Raw genomic sequence first — 16,271 nt, forward strand, 5'->3', positions numbered from 1 at the left:
CGCCGCAGCGATGTCAGCGTGCTGACAGGCACCGCTTGCTAACATGGGCGCCCGCCCAATCGCCACACGCCGCACGCACGATGCCCCCGCCATCCACCACGATTCCGCCTGCACCGGCCGCGGGCGATGCGCCGCCGCCCGGCATCCTCGCGCTGTTCGTCGCGTTCGCGCAGATCGGCCTGACCAGCTTCGGCGGCGGGCTGAGCGGGCGGATGATGCGCGATTTCGTGCACGAGCGGCGCTGGCTCGACGAAGAGGCGTTCCTCAACGGCCTCGCGCTGTCGCAGGCGCTGCCGGGCGTCAACGTGAAGAACCTCGCGATCTGGATCGGCTACCGGCTCGCCGGATGGCGCGGCGCGGTGGCCGGCTTCACCGGCATCATCGCGCCGCCAGCCGTGCTGATCGTGCTGTTCGGCATCGCGCTCTCGACCCTCACGCGCTTCCCGCTCATGCATGTCGCGCTCGCCGGCGCGGCGGCCGCGGCGATCGGGCTGTCGATCTCGATGGCGATCACGGCCGTGCGCCGGCTGCCGCGCCGCGCTTTGCCGTTCGCGGTGATGACGCTCACCTTCGTGTCGGTTGCGGTGCTGCACTGGCCGCTCGTATGGACCGTGCTGATCGGCGGCACGCTGAGCGTCGCGTTCGAATACCGCCGCGCGGCCGCGGCACCGGCCGGGAGCGACACGCGATGACCGCGTCGCAACGCTACGCCGCGCTGTTCGGCGTGTTCGCACCGCTGTCGATCGCGACGATCGGCGGCGGGCAGGCGATCATCGCCGACCTCCAGCGGCAGGTCGTCGACGTGCATCACTGGATGACCGCCACGCAGTTCGTCAACGACTTCGCGATCGCGCGGATGGCGCCGGGCCCCGGGTCGCTGCTTGCGACGCTGATCGGCTGGCAGGTGGCCGGCTTCTGGGGCGCGGTGATCGCGACGCTCGCGCTGTTCGGCCCGACCGCATTCCTGATCTACGGCGTCGCGCACCTGTGGCGGCGGCACCAGGGCGCGCGCTGGCAGATCGCGCTCGAAGCCGGCCTGCGTCCGGTCGCGGCCGGCATGATCGTCGCATCGGTGTGGGTGCTGCTGCAGGCGCTCGACGGCGGCTGGCCCGCGCGCGCGATCGCGGTCGCGTCGACACTGTGCGTGATGGTTTCGCGCATTCATGCGCTGCTGCTGATCGCGGCGGGCGCGCTGCTGCTCGTCGGCGTGCACGCAATCGGCGGCGTATAGCGCATACCGTCGTCGCGCCGCGACGCCGCGCCACGCGAGCACCTGAACGCCTAGGCGCCGCGGAACACCGGCGCGCGCCGCTCCGCGAACGCACGCAGCCCTTCGTCGAAATCCGCACCTTCGCATGCATGCCGGCGCAGCTCGGCAATCCGCTCGAACGCATCGACCGGCAACGGCCGTGCGTCCTGCAGCACGCGCAACTGCTCCTTCACGGCATGAACCGCGAGCGGCGCCTTCGCGGCAATCGTGCGCGCGACGTCGAGCGCCGCATCGTCGACGCCGCCCGCTTCGGCCAGCCGGTTTACGAGCCCGTGATGCGCGGCGCGCTCCGCATCGAGCGGCTGCGCGCAGAAGAACATTTCCTTCAGCACGTGGATCGGCAGGTTGTCGTAGAAGCGCAGCAGGCCGCTCGTCGAATACGGCAGGCCGATGTTCGCAGGCGTCATCGCGAAGCGCGCGTCGCGTGCCGCGACGACGAGGTCGCAGCTCATCACGAGATCGACCGCCCCGCCCCACGCCGATCCCGCCACCGCCGCGATCACCGCGCCCGGATAGGACCGCACGCGCCGCAGCGCCCGTTCGAGCGGCTTGCCGTATGCGAGCGGATCGCGGTCGTCGGCCAGTTCGCGCAGGTCGTGCCCCGCGCTCCACACGTCGCCGCTGCCGTCGTTCGACAGGATCACGACGGGCGGTGGACCCAGCTCGGCAAGCGCATCGAGGCGCGCGACGAGCGCATCGAGCAACGGCGCGTCGAGCGCGTGCCGCCGCGCCGGATTCGCGAATCGCACGCGCGCGATCCGCTCGCCGATCATGTCGACCGTCACGCGCGACGCGCTTTCGTGTTTCGTCGTATCGGTCAATGCACGGCCTCCGCCATGGCTTCCGCCTGGAAGATCGCACGCTCTGCCAGCAGCGCGTCGATCGCGTCGTCGCCGTAGCCCGCTTCGCGCAGCACGTCGACCGTATGCTCGCCGAGCAGCGGCGGCGCATGGCGCGTGCGCGGCGCCGGCACATCGTCGCCCATCCCGCCGAGCGGCGTGACGACCTGGCGCAGCGTTCCGAGCGTCGGATGCGCGACCGGTTCGACCAGCCCGCAGTGCGCGAGCTGCGGATCGTCGAACACTTCGTCGAGCGTATTGATCGGCCCTGCCGGCAGCCCGGCCTCGACGAAACGCTGCGTCCATTCGCGCTTGCCGCGCGTGCGCAGCCGGCTTTCGAGCAGCGCCTTCAACGCGTCGCGGTGCTCGACGCGCGCATCGTTGGTCGCGAAGCGCGGATCGTTCGGCAACTCGGGCAGATCCAGCAACCGGCACAGCCGCAGCCACATGTCGGTCGTGATCGGCGCGAGGTTGAGCGGCCCGTCGGCCGTCTCGAACACGCCGTACGGCGCGATCACCGCATGCGCATTGCCGGTGCGGCGCGGCACGTCGCCGAGGCTCAGATAGCGTTGCCCGTGCACGCTCAACAGCGCGACGAGGCTTTCGAGCAGCGACGTGCCGACATGCTGCCCGCGCCCCGTGCGCTCGCGCTCGAACAGCGCGGCCATCACGCCGGTCGCGACCCACATCCCCGAGCTGAGATCGCCGATCGCGGTGCCCGTGCGGGTCGGCTCGCCGTCCGGAAAGCCGGTGAGGCTCATCAGCCCCGCATGGCCCTGCGCGATCTGGTCGAAGCCCGGCCAGTCGCGCAACGGGCCGCGCGGGCCGAACGCGGTGACGCTGCCCATCACGAGCCGCGGATCGCGCGCGCTCAGCGCGGCGTAGCCGAGCCCCATCGCGTCCATCGTGCCGGCCTTGAAATTCTCGATCACGACGTCGGCCTGCGCGATCAGCCGCCGCACGACGTCGAGGCCGGCCGGCTGCCGGAAATCCACGCAGATGCCGCGCTTGTTGCGGTTGCAGGACAGGTAGTACGTGCTCACGCCGCGATCGAACGGCCCCCACGCGCGGCTCATGTCGCCGTTCGGCCCCGACTCGACCTTGATCACGTCGGCCCCGAGATCGGCGAGCACCATCGAGCAGAACGGCCCCGACAACGCGCGACTCAGATCGACAACCCTGATTCCTTGTAATGCCTGCATTCCGGACTCCTGATATTGATGACTGGATGTTGCGTGCTTCCGCAAGATCGCGGCGCGCCGCTCATTCGGGCAGCGTCTGATGGCGCGTTTCGACCGCGAACGGCAGGATCAGGATGCCGAGCACGAACACGGCCGCGGTCCATGCGACCGGCACGCCGAGCGAACCGTAGCCGTGAATCGCGGCGCCGAGCAGGAAGTTCACACCCGCACCGATGAAGCGGCCGACCGACGCATTGAACGCGAACGCGGTCGCCCGCACCCGCGTCGGATACTGCTCGGGCAGCCACAGCGAGAAGATCGCGAAGTTGCCGCCGAAGAAGCCGAGGAACGCGAGCGACACCATGAACGCCGTGAGCCCGTTCGGCTGGTAGAACGCCCAGCCGAACGCGAACACGATCGCACCGGCCATGCCCGCGAAATACACGCCGAGCGCCGCGCGCCGGCCGAGCCGTTCCGACAGCCACGGCGCGACCAGGCAGCCGACGATCGTCGCGCACGACAGGATCGCCGCGCCGACCGATGCAAGCCGCATCGCGCCGATGTGATCGATGCCCGCGCGCGCCGCCAGCGTGCTGACCGCGCTCGCCTCGTAGACCGAGCCGGCCCACAGCCCGACGATCGCGACGCCGACGAGGCTCGCGCTCGTCAGCGTGCGGCGCAGGAACGCCGGCGCGAAAATCTCGCGCAGCGGATGCGCGCGCCGCGCGTCGGCCACGTCGCCGTCGCGCGCGTCGTGCCGGCGCCACTGCCGCGGCTCCTTCACGCGCATCACGGTGAACACCGCGAGCAGCGCGGGGGCCAGCCCGCACAGGAACATCGCGCGCCAGCCGTAGGTCGCGCCGATCGTGTAGTTCAGGCAGGCGGCGATGAAGAAGCCGAAGTAGTAGCCCGTCTGCAAGTAGCCGGCGCCCATCTTGCGACGGTCTTCCGGCCAGCTCTCGGCGACGTAGGTGCCCGCGAGCGCCCATTCGCCGCCGACGCCGATCCCGGCGATCAGCCGGCACGCGGCCAGCGCCCACACGTCGTGCACGAACGCGGCCGCACCGGTGAACACCGAATAGATCAGGATGCTCGCGGCGAGCGTGCGCACGCGGCCGAAGCGGTCGGCGAGCGGCCCCCAGACGAACGACAGCCCCCAACCGATCAGGAACAGCGCGAACAGGATCGAGCCGTACATGCCGAGATTCGCGGGCGTCGCCGCGATGCCGGATGCCGGCAGCAGTTCGGTCAGCGCGGGAATCAGCACGAGCGCATAGATCACCGAATCCACACCGTCGAGCACCCAGCCCGCGTACACGGCCCAGAAGCCCTTGACCTGCTCGCGCGTGAGCGGCGTGCGCCGCGGCTTCGCGCCGGCCGCCGGCGCGTCGATCGCCTTGAACATCTTCGTCTCCTTGCCGGCGGGGCCGGCGCTGTTGCCGCGTCCGGTCCGGGATGGCCGGCAGGCTGGCTCTTTTGTGAGACGAGTATAGAAATACCTTCAATCGCCGAAAAATATGATATTCGTCTTGATCGATCGGATTGGCTTATGGCTTGAATCGGGAGACGGCGGCGATGGACTTGAGACAGTTGCGCTATTTCGTGAAGGTCGTCGAATTCGGCAACGTCACGCATGCGAGCGAGGCGCTGCATGTCGCGCAGCCCGCGGTGAGCCAGCAGATGCGCAATCTCGAGCAGGATCTCGGGATGCAGTTGCTCGAACGTAGCGTGCGCGGCGTCGCGCCGACCGCCGCCGGCCGCACGCTTTACCAGCATGCGCTCGAACTGCTGCGCCAGGCCGACGGCACGCGCGAGCTGCTGCGCCGCGACGCCGATACGCCGCAGGGCCGCGTGACGGTCGGCATGCCGTCGAGCACCGCGCGCGTGCTCGCGATTCCGCTCGCACGCGCGGTGCGCGACCGCTATCCGGGCATCATGCTGGAGCTGATCGAGGCACCGAGCGCCGATCTCGACACGCTGCTCGAGCGTGCGCGGCTCGATCTCGCTATCGTCGTCGACGCAATCGACACGCGCGGCATCGCGATCCACCGGCTGCTGACGGAGACGCTGTACCTGATCACGTGGCCCGGGTTTCCGGTGCCGGACGATCCCGTGCCGCTCGATACGATCGCGCGGATGCCGCTCGTGCTGCCGAGCGCACCGAACACGATCCGCAACCGCGTCGACTGGGCGATGCGCGAGGCCGGGCTGTCGTACGAGATCAGCTTCGAGGCGAGCTCGACCGGGCTGCTGTTTGCGGCCGTGATGGCGCAGCTCGGCGTGACGATCCTGCCGTGGACGGCCGCGCACGTCGAGATCGAGGAACGCAAGCTCAAACTGTCGACGGTCGCGCACCGGCTGTTCGCGCGCGACCTGTCGCTGTGCTGGCACGATACGGCGCTCGTCAGCAATGCGGTGCAGAAGGTGAAGGCCGAGATCGTGCGGCTGTTCGACACGCTCGGGCAGCGGACGGAGTGGGCGGCCGGCGATGCAGGCCGCGCGTGACCTGCGCGGCGCGGCGCATTGACATCGCTCCCCGGCCCCCCTTGACGTTGCTCCCATCGTAACCATCACCGGTTCAGCTTGAGAGGTTGTCGGCCCGCTCGCGCTCGACACCCCTGCCTTCCTCGAAGGCCTGCTGCTTGGCGCCGGCCTGTTCACGTCGGTCGGCCCCAAGGACGCCTTCGTCATCAAGCGTTCGATCTCGAGCCCTCTCGGGTCCCCATCTGCTCTCCATTGCCGTTGTCTGCGCTGGCAGCGACGCGCTGCTGATCGCGCTCGGCGCACTTCACGCGTCAGCGGCCCGATAGCTTGCGAAACCCGTCGTACGCGTCGGCATGCAGTTCGAAGCCGATGCCCGGTGCCTGCGGCACACGTGCGTAGCCGGCGTCGACGGTTTCGCCATCGGCCAGTCCGCTGAACGGATGGAACGCGAACGGGTTGACTTCCGCGCCGCCGAGCCCGAGCGCGGCAACGACGTGCAGCGAGAACAGGTGGCCGCCGTGCGGCCAGAACGCGTCGCGTCGCCAGCCGCGCGACGCAAAGTGGTCGACGATCTGCAGATAGCCCGGCAGTCCGTAGCAATGCACCGGATCGAACACGAGCACATCGCGATCGCTGCGCAGGCCGCCGTAGCGGTCGAGCAGCTTCGCTTCCGCGAGCGAGAACAGCGCTTCGCCTGCTGCGATCGGCGGTGAATATCGCGCGGCAAGGTCTGCTTGGAGTGGCAGATCGTGCGGGTCGCAGATGTCCTCGAACCACCAGAGATCGAACGGCGCGAGCATCGTCGCGGCGGCTTGCACGGTCGCTGCGTCGTAGGTGTTCATCGCGTCGACCGCGAGATGCGAGCTGTCGGCGAGCTGGGCAGCGGCGGCTTCTATGCGTCGTCGGTCCTGATCGAGATCCGCGCCGCCGATCTTGATCTTCGCATGCGTGTAGCCGAGATCGGCGATGCGGCGCATCTCGTCAGACAGGCACGCGAGATCGTCATGCGGAAAGCGGTAGCCGCCGCCCGCGTACACGCGCACGCGTGGTGCCGCGACGCGTTCAAGCCGGTCGGCGAGAAAGCGATGGAGCGGCAGGTTGGCGATCTTCGCGGCGGCATCCCAGATCGCCATGTCGAGCGTGCCGACTGCGACGCATCGTTCGCCGTGTCCGCCGGGTTTTTCGCCGGCCATCATCGCGCGCCATGCGCGGAACGGATCGAGATTCGTGCCGGCTTCGTCGGCGAGCGTGTCGGCGGCGGCCAGCAGGCGCGGCGCGAACCGTTCGCGGATCAGGCCGCCCTGCGCGAAACGGCCGACCGATGCGTAGCCGTAGCCCGTTACGGGGCGGCCGTCGCGCACGACGTCGGTGACGACCGCGACGACACTCGTCGTCAGGCCGCCGGATGGAATGGACGGATCGGTGTAACGGGAAACGGGAATCGCATGTTCGCGGATGCCGGTGATGCGCATGGTCGGGGTTCCGGTGGGGCGTCCGGCGCATGCGATGGTTCAAGCGGTGCGGCCGGAACGACAAGCAGACCGCTGCATCATAGGCGCTGGCGCGGTCGGGCGCAGGTGTTCGTTACCGGTGTCGGCCATCGCGCCGCCGCGGCTGTACGGTCGCAGAGAAGTCGGCCTGGATCACGGCGAAGATGCCGCGGACCGATACCGCGGGCACGGCAGCCGTTCGACCGGCCCGAATCGCACCGTTGCCACTCCGGCGTGATTCCGTGCAAAACCACGCGTTCTGCGAGCGTCGTCTTGTTTTAAATGTGTATGGGCCCTTGCAACATGCAAGGGCCGCGATGACAGATGCCGCTAATCGGGAAGATCCGCACGACGACGATATGCGTGGTCGAATCTACAAGCTCGCTCAGGCGAAGACGAAGTACTTGCGCACCGTCTCCACCACTTCCCAGGTTCCTTTCATGCCGGGTTCAATCACGAACACATCGCCGGCTTTCAGGTGCACCGACTCCTCGCCTTCCGGCGTGATGATGCAGTAGCCGTCGAGGAAGTGACAGAACTCCCATTTCTCGTAGTTCACCTCGAACTTGCCCGGGGTGCAGATCCAGGTGCCCATGATCTTGCTGCCGTCCTTGGAGACGTAAGCATTGAGGTTCACGGTGTGCGGATCGCCGCCGATGCGCTTCCACTTGGTCGCGTCAAGGACCGGAGTCGGGCAGGTTTCGCGCAAAACGGTAATGAAATCGGACATGTCAGCTCCAAACGATCGGGTATAAGTGATCCGTCACGTTAGTTCGGAAGCGTTACCGGGGCTTGTATGCTTCCGACACCGACTCGTCTATTTTCGACACCGGCTCGTCTGTAGGCGCGCTTCCCCCTGGCTCGGGCGGAATGGCCCCAGATTTGTGGATTCAACCAATCGAGCAAATCGCGTTGACGGACCGTTTTTTGGCCGATCTTTGACGACCATTCTCGGCGACGCCACCGCCCCATGATTCAGCCATGCCAGTTTCGCTGCCACTGCCTCAAACCGCCCGCTTGCCATCCTCACGTCAAACCCTGTAGAATCACGCGTTCTGCGGGCGTCGTATAATGGCCATTACCTCAGCTTCCCAAGCTGATGACGTGGGTTCGATTCCCATCGCCCGCTCCACTTTCCGGCTGCATCGCAGCCTGCGCAAAAGCCGCCTCGTCGAAGGCGGCTTTTTTGTACCATGTGCCGGTTCCCCGGCGCACTGCTGCGCGCAACGGGCCTTCGCCCGCAACAACGCCTTTCTCTGTACCGATGATGCACGACGATCCGAACGAAGCCGGCCTGCCGCCGCACGACGACGCCATTCCCGACGAAGCCGCCGACGGCGCCGACGAAGTCAATCCGCTGCACCACCGCCGCATCCGCAGCTTCGTCACGCGCGCCGGCCGCGTGTCGACCGGCCAGCGCCGCGCGCTCGACGAACTCGGCCCGCGCTTCGTCGTCCCGTATGCGCCGGAGATACCCGACTGGAATGCGGTGTTCGGCCGCAGCGCGCCGCGCATCCTCGAGATCGGCTTCGGGATGGGCGCATCGACCGCGGAGATCGCCGCGAACCGCCCCGGCGACGACTTCCTCGGCGTCGAGGTGCACGAGCCGGGCGTCGGCGCGCTGCTGAAGCTGATCGGCGAGCAGAACCTGTCGAACATCCGCATCATCCAGCACGACGCGGTCGAAGTACTCGAGCACATGCTCGCGCCGGAAAGCCTCGACGGCGTGCACATCTTCTTCCCCGATCCGTGGCACAAGGCGCGCCACCACAAGCGCCGGCTGATCCAGCCGCCGCTCGTCGCGCATCTCGCGTCGCGCCTGAAGCCCGGTGCGTACATTCACTGCGCGACCGACTGGCAGAACTACGCGGAACAGATGCTGGAAGTGCTCGGCGCGGAACCGACGCTCGAAAACACGGCCGCCGACTATGCGCCGCGCCCCGACTATCGCCCGGTGACGAAGTTCGAACGGCGCGGGCTGCGGCTCGGCCACGGCGTGTGGGACCTCGTATTCCGCAAGCGCGCAGGCTAAGCCATTCCGCTGAGGCGGCGCACGTCGCACCGCCCCGGACGACAAGACGGCCCGACCGGCATCTGCCGATCGGGCCGTTTTTTATCGGAAGCGTGCCCGCCTCCGTATCTGCATCACGCCCAGTTCAACCAGCCGCTGTACCCCACCAGCAGCACGAACAGCCCGAACGCGATCCGGTACCACGCGAACACGGTGAAGTCGTGCGTCGCGACGTAGCGCAGCAGCCAGCGCACGCACACGAACGCGCTGACGAACGCGGCGACGAGCCCGAGTGCGAACAGGCCGAGCGAATCGACGGTGAACGCCTGCCAATCCTTGACGGTTTCATAGAGCGTCGCGCCGAAGATGATCGGAATCGCGAGGAAGAACGAGAATTCGGTGGCGACGCGCCGGTCGAGGCCGAACAGCATCCCGCCGATGATCGTCGAGCCCGACCGCGACATGCCGGGAATCAACGCGAAGCACTGCGCGATGCCGACCTTCAGCGCATCGAGCGGCGTCAGCGCATCGACCGCCATCACGCGCGGCGGCTCGCCGCGCTCGCGCTGCCGCGCCTCGGCCCACAGGATGATCGCGCCGCCCACGACGAGCGCGAACGCGACGGGTACCGGCGAGAACAGCACGGCCTTGATCTTCTTCTCGAACAGCAGGCCGAGCGCGATCGCGGGAATCGTCGCGATCACGACGTTCAGCGTGAAGCGCCGCGCATCGGGCCGGCTCGGCAGCCCGGACACGATCGACGCGATCCGTTGCCGATACTCCCAGCAAACCGCGAGGATCGCGCCGAACTGGATCACGACGTCGAAGGTTTTCGCATGCGAATCGTTGAAATTCAGGAAGCTGCCCGCGACGATCAGGTGACCGGTGCTCGACACCGGCAGGAATTCCGTCAGCCCCTCGACGACGCCGAGGATCAATGCCTTGCAGATCAGGATCCAGTCCATCCGTGGCCCAACTCCGAAATGGTCGAAAGGAAGGGCCAGGTTGCCGCGCGGCCCGCTCGGCCGCGCGGTTCGACGTCATTTTTCGACGATCGCCACGCGTATGCCGTTTGTAAGAATCGTAATTGTACCGGGTTCGTAGTTCACCCCGGCAAATTGCAATTGTTCAGGCTTGAACGTGTAGATCGGATAGTTGGTCAGCACCTGCGTCGCGAGCAGGCCGGCGGCCGCGCCGACCTGCTGCGCATACATCTGCGCGTCGCCGTCGAGCACGAGGCTGTCGACGGACGGCGCCTTCAGCACGACCGAGCGGCTCGGCGCGTCGTACGCGAGCTGGCCCGACACGGTGAACTTGCCGCTGACGGGCGCGCGCAGGAACGGGCTCGCGAAATTCGCGTCGAGCTGCACGGCGACGCGGTTCTGGTCGGGCAGCAGGTTGACGGCCGGGTTCGCGAGCGACACGTCGACGACCTGCGCGACCGTCTTCTGGTACGGGAACTTGCGCGCGACGGCTTTCTGCACGTCGCCGCGCGAGAACGTGTAGTGATCGGGGATGAACGGGAACGTCGACGCGCAGGCGGCGAGCGACAGCGTCACGCCGATGGCGCCGACGGTTGCGGCGAGAAAACGGCGCCGGCCGGGCGCGCGAAGTGCGGTCATGCTTGAACAATCTCCTGTATCGGGCGCAGCGGCGATCGGGCTGTCGGCGCTGCGCCCATGCCGGGCAATCGACCGGAGTTAGTGCTTCAACCCGCGCCGCGGGTTCCATGCGTCGTATTCGTGCCGAACGTGGCCGGCAACCCGCTACCGCCCCAACCTGCCACGCGGCGACGGCTGCGTCGCGACCTCGAGGTGCGTGAGCCACGCGAGCGCGTCATCGCGCGACGCGCCGCACATGTCGGCGGACGGCTGCAGCCCCGAACAGCACGCGGGACGCTCGGGCCGACCGAAGATCCGGCAGCGCAGGTCGTCGCCGAGCTGCACGCAGCGCACGCCGGCCGGCTTGCCGTCGGGCATGCCCGGAATCGGGCTGGAAATCGACGGCGCGATGCAGCACGCGCCGCAGCCCTCGCGGCACGCGTGCGGCGGCGGGACATCGGCGGGTGCCGGGCGGACAGGCATTTCGACGGACACTCGGCTCTCTCGAACGAACAACAAAAAACGGTGCGGCAACCGGACGCGGCGTCCGGCAGCCCACCCCGCATTGTGCCATCGCCGGCTGCGACGTTATTACGCAATGCAGCCGAATCGCGCGTTTATATACTCGAGAACATCTGAAAAGCGCGAGACCATCATGAGCTCCGGTTCTGCCGACGTAATGTTCCGTCCCGATTTGCTCACGAAATACGGCGCGAACGGCCCACGCTATACGTCGTACCCCACCGCGCTGCAGTTCCGCGACGATTTCGACCCGGCCGACTACGTGCGCGCGGCCGGCGACCCCGGCGCGTCGTCGAGCGAGCTGTCGCTGTATATCCATATCCCGTTCTGCAACACCGCGTGCTTCTACTGCGGCTGCAACAAGATCGCGACCAACAACCGCCGCCGCGCGCGCCCGTATCTCGACCAGCTCAAGCGCGAGATGGCGCTGCAGGCCGCGCTGTTCGATCCGGCCCGCCCGGTCACGCAGCTGCACTGGGGCGGCGGCACGCCGACCTTTCTTTCCGACGACGAAACGGCCGAGCTGATGGCGGCCACCCGCGAGCACTTCGCGCTCGCGCCGGACGCCGACGCCGAGTTCTCGATCGAGATCGACCCGCGCACGGTCACGCCCGCGACGCTCGTGCACCTGCGCACGATCGGCTTCAACCGGCTGAGCCTCGGCGTGCAGGATTTCGATCCGGCCGTGCAGCAGGCGATCAACCGCATCCAGCCGCTCGCGATGACGGCCGACCTGCTCGCTGCCGCGCGCGCGACGGGCTTCCATTCGGTCAGCGTCGACCTGATCTACGGGCTGCCGCACCAGACGGTCGCCGTGTTCGCGCGCACGCTCGAGACGATCATCGAACTCGCGCCCGACCGGCTGTCGGTGTTCGGCTACGCGCACATGCCGCACCTGTTCAAGATGCAGCGGCAGATCGACGATGCAACGCTGCCGCCGCCCGAAATGCGCATCGCGCTGCTCGGCCTCGCGATCGACATGCTGACGTCGGCCGGCTACGTGTACATCGGGATGGATCACTTCGCGCGGCCGTCCGACGAGCTCGTGCGAGCACAACAGAACGGCACGCTGCAGCGCAACTTCCAGGGCTACAGCACGCGCGCGGATACCGACCTCGTCGGTTTCGGCGTGTCGTCGATCGGCAAGGTCGGCGACGTCTATGCGCAGAACGCGAAGGACCTGCCCGCGTACGGCGCCGCGCTCGACGCGGGCCGGCTGCCGATCGTGCGCGGCGTGCGGCTCACGTCCGACGACCGGCTGCGCCGCGACGTGATCACGCAACTGATGTGCAACCTCGACCTGCCGTTCTCGCATGTCGAGGCCGCGCACGGCATCCGCTTCGCCGATCATTTCGCGCGCGAGCTCGACGCGCTGCGCCCGTTCGAGCGCGACGGGCTGCTGACGATCGCGCGCGACCGCCTGACGATCCATCCGGCCGGCCGGATGGTCGTGCGCAACATCGCGATGGCGTTCGACGCGTATCTCGGCCAGACGTCTCGACAGCGCTACTCGCGCACGGTCTAGCGCCGGCGCCAAACCGGCGGCCGCACGCGGGCGGCCGCCGGTTTGCTACAGTGTGAGGCTTCCGCTCCGCCAGAACCCGCACGATGCGCACCACCAAAGCGACCCACGCGGTCGAACGCCTGAAGACCCGCTCCGGCAACCCGCAATTCGCGGCCGTCGCGATGGCGGGCGGCCTGTTCTATCTCGTCGACCGCTCGGGCGGCACCGCCGAGAAGCGCTGCGAGCCGCTGCCGCTCGACGAGTTCGTCAAGTTCGTCGACGAATTCGGCCCCAAAAAGCCGCGCAAGGCGAGCAAGCTCGACCTCGCATTCGAGGCGCAGATCAAGAAGAGCAAAGGGTAAAGGTCTGTTGCAGGCTGCCTGAAGGCTTGACCGCCGCCCTGTTTGGTACAATCGCGTAGTTTATCTACCCCCGCTGATGGCCGACCAGGCTGCGTGACCACACCATGAATATCGAAAACGCGCGTTTCAACATGATCGAACAGCAGATCCGTCCGTGGGACGTGCTGGATCTGGACGTCCTGGGCCTGCTGTCGATCGTCAAGCGTGAAAACTACGTTCAGCCCGAATACCGCGATCTCGCGTTCGCCGATCTCGAACTGCCGCTGCCCGGCGGCCGCAGCAAGATGCTGTTCCCGCGCGTCGAAGCGCGCGTGCTGCAGGAGCTGACGGTCAAGAAGCACGAGAACGTGCTGCTGATCGGTGCGGGCTCGGGCTACCTGGCCGCGCTGTTCGCGCATCGCGCGCAGCACGTGACGGCAGTCGAGATCGATCCGGTGATCGCGAAGTTCGCGGAAGACAACCTTCGCAACGACGGCGTGACCAACGCGGAAGTCGTGCTCGGCGACGGTTCGCGCGGCTGGGCCGCCAAGGCGCCGTACGACGTGATCTGCGTCGCGGGCGGCCTGCCCGTCGTGCCGCAGGAAATGCTCGAACAGCTGAAGGTCGGCGGCCGCCTGTCGGCGTTCGTCGGCGGCCGTCCGGTGATGAAGGCGCAGATCATCACGCGCATCGACGACAAGCAGTACCGTGTCGCCGACGTGTTCGAAACCTACATCGACCACCTCGTCAACGCGATCGAGCCGTCGCGTTTCAAGTTCTGAGCGACGGAGCCTCCATGCAGATCCTGACGCCCGCGATGCTCGCGGAATGGCTCGGCGATACGGCGCGCCCCGCGCCGGTCGTGCTCGACGTGCGCGAGCCGTGGGAAGTCGCGACCGCGCAGATCGCCGGCAGCGTGTCGATCCCGATGCAGCAGATTCCCGCGCGTAGCGAAGAGCTCGACGACGAAGCGGAAATCGTCTGCGTATGCCATCACGGGATGCGCAGCGCGCAGGTCGCGATGTTCCTCGAATCGCGCGGCTTCACGAAGCTGTACAACCTGCAGGGCGGGATTGACGCGTGGTCGCGCGACGTCGATCCGTCCGTGCCGCGTTACTGACCTTTCCGGCGGCGCACCGCCGCACCTGTGCGCCGGCGAGTTTCCGCCTGCCGCACCGATCCGCCGAACGGGCACGCACTGCGCGCCCGTTTCTCTTTCCCGCCCTTCTCCGTTTCCTTCAGCGTCGCATCGGCAACGATCGCGAGCAGCCCGGTAGTCTGCGCGTCGTCGATGACGAGCGGCGGCGAGAACGCGGGGATGTCACCCGTATCGTCCGTATCGCATACCATCGCGCCGTTCCGGTAGCGCGTGCAGGCACCGGAACGGTGAAGCGCGTCCGTGCACCATTTGCGCCCGCGAACCTGCACCGCGACGGACCGCGCGTGCTGCACGACGCATCATCCGCACCACTCCGACGCCCCTGCACAGCGCCGCACAGGCGCGCCGGGCGTGCGTCCGCGCGACTGGCACATGCCTTGCGTTACCAGATGGCCGGCGCCGCCACGGCGCACGCACATCCAACACGTCAAGGGGAACCCGATGAAACGTCGCAGTCTGTTGAAGTTCGGTTCGATGGCCGGCGCGCTCGCGCTGGCGGGCAAGAGCCCGTTCGCGCATGCGGCCGATGCGGGCACCGGCCCGATCAAGGTCGGCATCCTGCACTCGCTGTCGGGCACGATGGCGATCTCGGAGACGTCGCTGAAGGACACCGCGCTGATGACGATCGCCGACATCAACAAGAGCGGCGGCGTGATGGGCCGCAAGCTCGAGCCCGTGGTGGTCGATCCCGCGTCGAACTGGCCGCTGTTCGCCGAGAAGGCGCGCCAGTTGCTCACGCAGGACAAGGTCGCGTGCGTGTTCGGCTGCTGGACGTCGGTGTCGCGCAAGTCCGTGCTGCCGGTGTTCGAGGAACTGAACGGGCTGCTCTACTACCCGGTGCAGTACGAAGGCGAGGAAATGTCGCGCAACGTGTTCTACACGGGCGCCGCACCGAACCAGCAGGCGATTCCCGCCGTCGAGTACCTGATGAGCGCTGAAGGCGGCGGCGCGAAGCGCTTCTTCCTGCTCGGCACCGACTACGTGTATCCGCGCACGACCAACAAGATCCTGCGCGCGTTCCTGAAATCGAAGGGCGTGAAGGACGCCGACATTCAGGAGGTCTACACGCCGTTCGGCCACAGCGATTACCAGACCATCGTCGCGAACATCAAGACCTTCTCGCAGGGCGGCAAGACGACCGTGATCTCGACGATCAACGGCGACTCGAACGTGCCGTTCTACAAGGAGCTCGGCAACCAGGGCATCAAGGCGACCGACGTGCCGGTCGTCGCGTTCTCGGTCGGCGAGGAGGAACTGCGGGGGATCGACACGAAGCCGCTCGTCGGCCACCTCGCCGCGTGGAACTACTTCATGTCGGTAAAGAACCCGACCAACACGAAGTTCAAGGACCAGTTCGCCGCCTGGGTGAAGGCGAACAACCTGCCGGGCGGCGCGAAGCGCGTAACCAACGACCCGATGGAAGCGACCTACGTGGGCATCCACATGTGGAAGCAGGCCGTCGAGAAGGCGAAGAGCACCGACGTCGACAAGGTGCGCGTTGCGATGATCGGCCAGACCGTCGCCGCGCCGTCGGGCTTCACGCTCGCGATGGACGGCAATCATCACCTGCACAAGCCGGTGATGATCGGCGAGATCCGCGGCGACGGGCAGTTCAATGTCGTGTGGAAGACGAAGACCGCGGTGCGCGCGCAGCCGTGGAGCCCGTTCATCGCAGGCAACCAGGGCAAGCCGGATATCGTCTCGTCGATCCCCGCGTTCCTGCGCCGGCAGCGCGCGGCGCTGGCCTGACGTGGGGTGGCGCGTCGCGCACCGGCGTGACGTGCCGCCCGCATGCAGGTGCCGAGACGCCGGCTGCGCTTGTCGTGACGAACCGCAAGCGCCGGCGCCTCGCCGCATGAATCCGCTTTC

The 16,271-nt window shown here is 67.6% G+C and carries 17 protein-coding genes, 1 tRNA gene and 1 pseudogene; 10 read left to right on the plus strand and 9 right to left on the minus strand.

What is annotated here, in order from left to right:
* Nucleotides 1–80 precede the first annotated feature (80 nt).
* The gene (locus DM992_RS16970; RefSeq protein WP_111017653.1) at nucleotides 81–692 is read left to right on the plus strand and encodes a chromate transporter; all 612 of its coding nucleotides are present in this window, start codon (nucleotides 81–83) and stop codon (nucleotides 690–692) included.
* Nucleotides 689–1,231 carry a chromate transporter gene (locus DM992_RS16975; RefSeq protein ID WP_111017654.1) on the plus strand — a complete coding sequence of 181 codons (543 nt, stop codon included), beginning with the start codon at nucleotides 689–691 and terminating at the stop codon, nucleotides 1,229–1,231. The genes DM992_RS16970 and DM992_RS16975 overlap by 4 nt, the downstream gene beginning before the upstream one ends.
* A 50-nt stretch (nucleotides 1,232–1,281) precedes the next feature.
* Here DM992_RS16975 and scpB read toward each other — a convergent pair whose 3' ends face one another.
* From scpB to DM992_RS16990, 3 genes are all read right to left on the minus strand, one after another.
* Complete coding sequence (scpB, locus tag DM992_RS16980) at nucleotides 1,282–2,091, minus strand: methylmalonyl-CoA decarboxylase (protein ID WP_111017655.1); 810 nt, start codon at nucleotides 2,089–2,091, stop codon at nucleotides 1,282–1,284.
* A complete protein-coding gene (locus tag DM992_RS16985) occupies nucleotides 2,088–3,311 on the minus strand; it encodes a CoA transferase (protein WP_111017656.1) in 1,224 nt (407 codons plus the stop codon). Before DM992_RS16985 ends, scpB begins: the two co-directional genes overlap by 4 nt.
* 61 nt (nucleotides 3,312–3,372) lie before the next feature.
* The gene (locus DM992_RS16990) at nucleotides 3,373–4,695 is read right to left on the minus strand and encodes an MFS transporter (protein WP_111017657.1); all 1,323 of its coding nucleotides are present in this window, start codon (nucleotides 4,693–4,695) and stop codon (nucleotides 3,373–3,375) included.
* 170 nt (nucleotides 4,696–4,865) lie between these two features.
* On the opposite strand from DM992_RS16990, the gene DM992_RS16995 reads away from it, so the two are divergent.
* Complete coding sequence (locus DM992_RS16995) at nucleotides 4,866–5,795, plus strand: LysR substrate-binding domain-containing protein (RefSeq protein WP_111017658.1); 930 nt, start codon at nucleotides 4,866–4,868, stop codon at nucleotides 5,793–5,795.
* A gap of 290 nt (nucleotides 5,796–6,085) precedes the next feature.
* Here DM992_RS16995 and DM992_RS17005 read toward each other — a convergent pair whose 3' ends face one another.
* Together DM992_RS17005 and DM992_RS17010 are read right to left on the minus strand one after the other, a co-directional pair.
* Entirely contained in the window at nucleotides 6,086–7,246 is a 1,161-nt protein-coding gene (locus DM992_RS17005; RefSeq protein WP_111017659.1) for an enolase C-terminal domain-like protein, read from the minus strand.
* A gap of 403 nt (nucleotides 7,247–7,649) precedes the next feature.
* Nucleotides 7,650–7,994, minus strand: coding sequence for a cupin domain-containing protein (locus DM992_RS17010; protein WP_047900015.1), 345 nt, complete (start codon nucleotides 7,992–7,994; stop codon nucleotides 7,650–7,652).
* A gap of 327 nt (nucleotides 7,995–8,321) precedes the next feature.
* Here DM992_RS17010 and DM992_RS17015 point away from each other — a divergent pair.
* Both DM992_RS17015 and trmB read left to right on the plus strand, forming a co-directional pair.
* Nucleotides 8,322–8,396, plus strand: a tRNA-Gly gene (locus DM992_RS17015).
* 132 nt (nucleotides 8,397–8,528) lie between these two features.
* On the plus strand, nucleotides 8,529–9,296 hold the full coding sequence (gene trmB / locus DM992_RS17020) for a tRNA (guanosine(46)-N7)-methyltransferase TrmB (RefSeq protein ID WP_111017660.1): 768 nt from the start codon (nucleotides 8,529–8,531) through the stop codon (nucleotides 9,294–9,296).
* A gap of 113 nt (nucleotides 9,297–9,409) precedes the next feature.
* Here the strand turns inward: trmB and DM992_RS17025 are convergent, their stop codons facing one another.
* The 3 genes from DM992_RS17025 to DM992_RS17035 form a co-directional block, all read right to left on the minus strand.
* Entirely contained in the window at nucleotides 9,410–10,240 is an 831-nt protein-coding gene (locus DM992_RS17025; RefSeq protein ID WP_111017661.1) for an undecaprenyl-diphosphate phosphatase, read from the minus strand.
* A gap of 75 nt (nucleotides 10,241–10,315) precedes the next feature.
* Nucleotides 10,316–10,897, minus strand: coding sequence for a DUF1439 domain-containing protein (locus DM992_RS17030; protein WP_111017662.1), 582 nt, complete (start codon nucleotides 10,895–10,897; stop codon nucleotides 10,316–10,318).
* Nucleotides 10,898–11,041: 144 nt separating this feature from the next.
* Nucleotides 11,042–11,359, minus strand: a complete 318-nt coding sequence (locus DM992_RS17035) for a YkgJ family cysteine cluster protein (protein ID WP_111017961.1) — start codon at nucleotides 11,357–11,359, stop codon at nucleotides 11,042–11,044.
* Nucleotides 11,360–11,531: 172 nt separating this feature from the next.
* Between DM992_RS17035 and hemN the strand changes: the two genes are divergently transcribed.
* The 4 genes from hemN to DM992_RS17055 all read left to right on the plus strand — a co-directional run bounded on the left by hemN (nucleotide 11,532) and on the right by DM992_RS17055 (nucleotide 14,363).
* Entirely contained in the window at nucleotides 11,532–12,923 is a 1,392-nt protein-coding gene (gene hemN, locus DM992_RS17040) for an oxygen-independent coproporphyrinogen III oxidase (RefSeq protein WP_111017663.1), read from the plus strand.
* 83 nt (nucleotides 12,924–13,006) lie between these two features.
* Complete coding sequence (locus DM992_RS17045; protein WP_006488573.1) at nucleotides 13,007–13,264, plus strand: hypothetical protein; 258 nt, start codon at nucleotides 13,007–13,009, stop codon at nucleotides 13,262–13,264.
* Between the two features lie 104 nt (nucleotides 13,265–13,368).
* The gene (locus tag DM992_RS17050) at nucleotides 13,369–14,025 is read left to right on the plus strand and encodes a protein-L-isoaspartate O-methyltransferase (protein ID WP_111017664.1); all 657 of its coding nucleotides are present in this window, start codon (nucleotides 13,369–13,371) and stop codon (nucleotides 14,023–14,025) included.
* A gap of 14 nt (nucleotides 14,026–14,039) precedes the next feature.
* On the plus strand, nucleotides 14,040–14,363 hold the full coding sequence (locus tag DM992_RS17055; RefSeq protein WP_111017665.1) for a rhodanese-like domain-containing protein: 324 nt from the start codon (nucleotides 14,040–14,042) through the stop codon (nucleotides 14,361–14,363).
* Between the two features lie 107 nt (nucleotides 14,364–14,470).
* On the opposite strand, the pseudogene DM992_RS42745 reads toward DM992_RS17055, so the two are convergent.
* Nucleotides 14,471–14,572, minus strand: a pseudogene (locus tag DM992_RS42745) (beta 1,6 glucan synthase); the annotation flags it as partial.
* A 271-nt stretch (nucleotides 14,573–14,843) separates the two neighbouring features.
* Between DM992_RS42745 and urtA the strand changes: the two are divergent.
* Nucleotides 14,844–16,151, plus strand: a complete 1,308-nt coding sequence (gene urtA, locus DM992_RS17070) for an urea ABC transporter substrate-binding protein (protein ID WP_034182917.1) — start codon at nucleotides 14,844–14,846, stop codon at nucleotides 16,149–16,151.
* Nucleotides 16,152–16,271: the final 120 nt, after the last annotated feature.

Origin of the sequence: Burkholderia sp. JP2-270, assembly GCF_003233675.1 — a bacterium.
Classification (GTDB): Bacteria; Pseudomonadota; Gammaproteobacteria; order Burkholderiales; family Burkholderiaceae; genus Burkholderia; species Burkholderia pyrrocinia_C.

Excerpts from the sequence above, each read along its gene's own strand:
- DM992_RS16970 (WP_111017653.1), top strand. The coding sequence starts at position 81 with ATGCCCCCGCCATCCACCACGATTCCGCCTGCACCGGCCGCGGGCGAT.
- DM992_RS16975 (WP_111017654.1), top strand. The coding sequence starts at position 689 with ATGACCGCGTCGCAACGCTACGCCGCGCTGTTCGGCGTGTTCGCACCG.
- DM992_RS16985 (WP_111017656.1), bottom strand. The coding sequence starts at position 3,311 with ATGCAGGCATTACAAGGAATCAGGGTTGTCGATCTGAGTCGCGCGTTG.
- DM992_RS16990 (WP_111017657.1), bottom strand. The coding sequence starts at position 4,695 with ATGTTCAAGGCGATCGACGCGCCGGCGGCCGGCGCGAAGCCGCGGCGC.
- DM992_RS16995 (WP_111017658.1), top strand. The coding sequence starts at position 4,866 with ATGGACTTGAGACAGTTGCGCTATTTCGTGAAGGTCGTCGAATTCGGC.
- DM992_RS17005 (WP_111017659.1), bottom strand. The coding sequence starts at position 7,246 with ATGCGCATCACCGGCATCCGCGAACATGCGATTCCCGTTTCCCGTTAC.
- DM992_RS17010 (WP_047900015.1), bottom strand. The coding sequence starts at position 7,994 with ATGTCCGATTTCATTACCGTTTTGCGCGAAACCTGCCCGACTCCGGTC.
- trmB (WP_111017660.1), top strand. The coding sequence starts at position 8,529 with ATGATGCACGACGATCCGAACGAAGCCGGCCTGCCGCCGCACGACGAC.
- DM992_RS17025 (WP_111017661.1), bottom strand. The coding sequence starts at position 10,240 with ATGGACTGGATCCTGATCTGCAAGGCATTGATCCTCGGCGTCGTCGAG.
- DM992_RS17030 (WP_111017662.1), bottom strand. The coding sequence starts at position 10,897 with ATGACCGCACTTCGCGCGCCCGGCCGGCGCCGTTTTCTCGCCGCAACC.
- DM992_RS17035 (WP_111017961.1), bottom strand. The coding sequence starts at position 11,359 with ATGCCTGTCCGCCCGGCACCCGCCGATGTCCCGCCGCCGCACGCGTGC.
- hemN (WP_111017663.1), top strand. The coding sequence starts at position 11,532 with ATGAGCTCCGGTTCTGCCGACGTAATGTTCCGTCCCGATTTGCTCACG.
- DM992_RS17045 (WP_006488573.1), top strand. The coding sequence starts at position 13,007 with ATGCGCACCACCAAAGCGACCCACGCGGTCGAACGCCTGAAGACCCGC.
- DM992_RS17050 (WP_111017664.1), top strand. The coding sequence starts at position 13,369 with ATGAATATCGAAAACGCGCGTTTCAACATGATCGAACAGCAGATCCGT.
- DM992_RS17055 (WP_111017665.1), top strand. The coding sequence starts at position 14,040 with ATGCAGATCCTGACGCCCGCGATGCTCGCGGAATGGCTCGGCGATACG.
- urtA (WP_034182917.1), top strand. The coding sequence starts at position 14,844 with ATGAAACGTCGCAGTCTGTTGAAGTTCGGTTCGATGGCCGGCGCGCTC.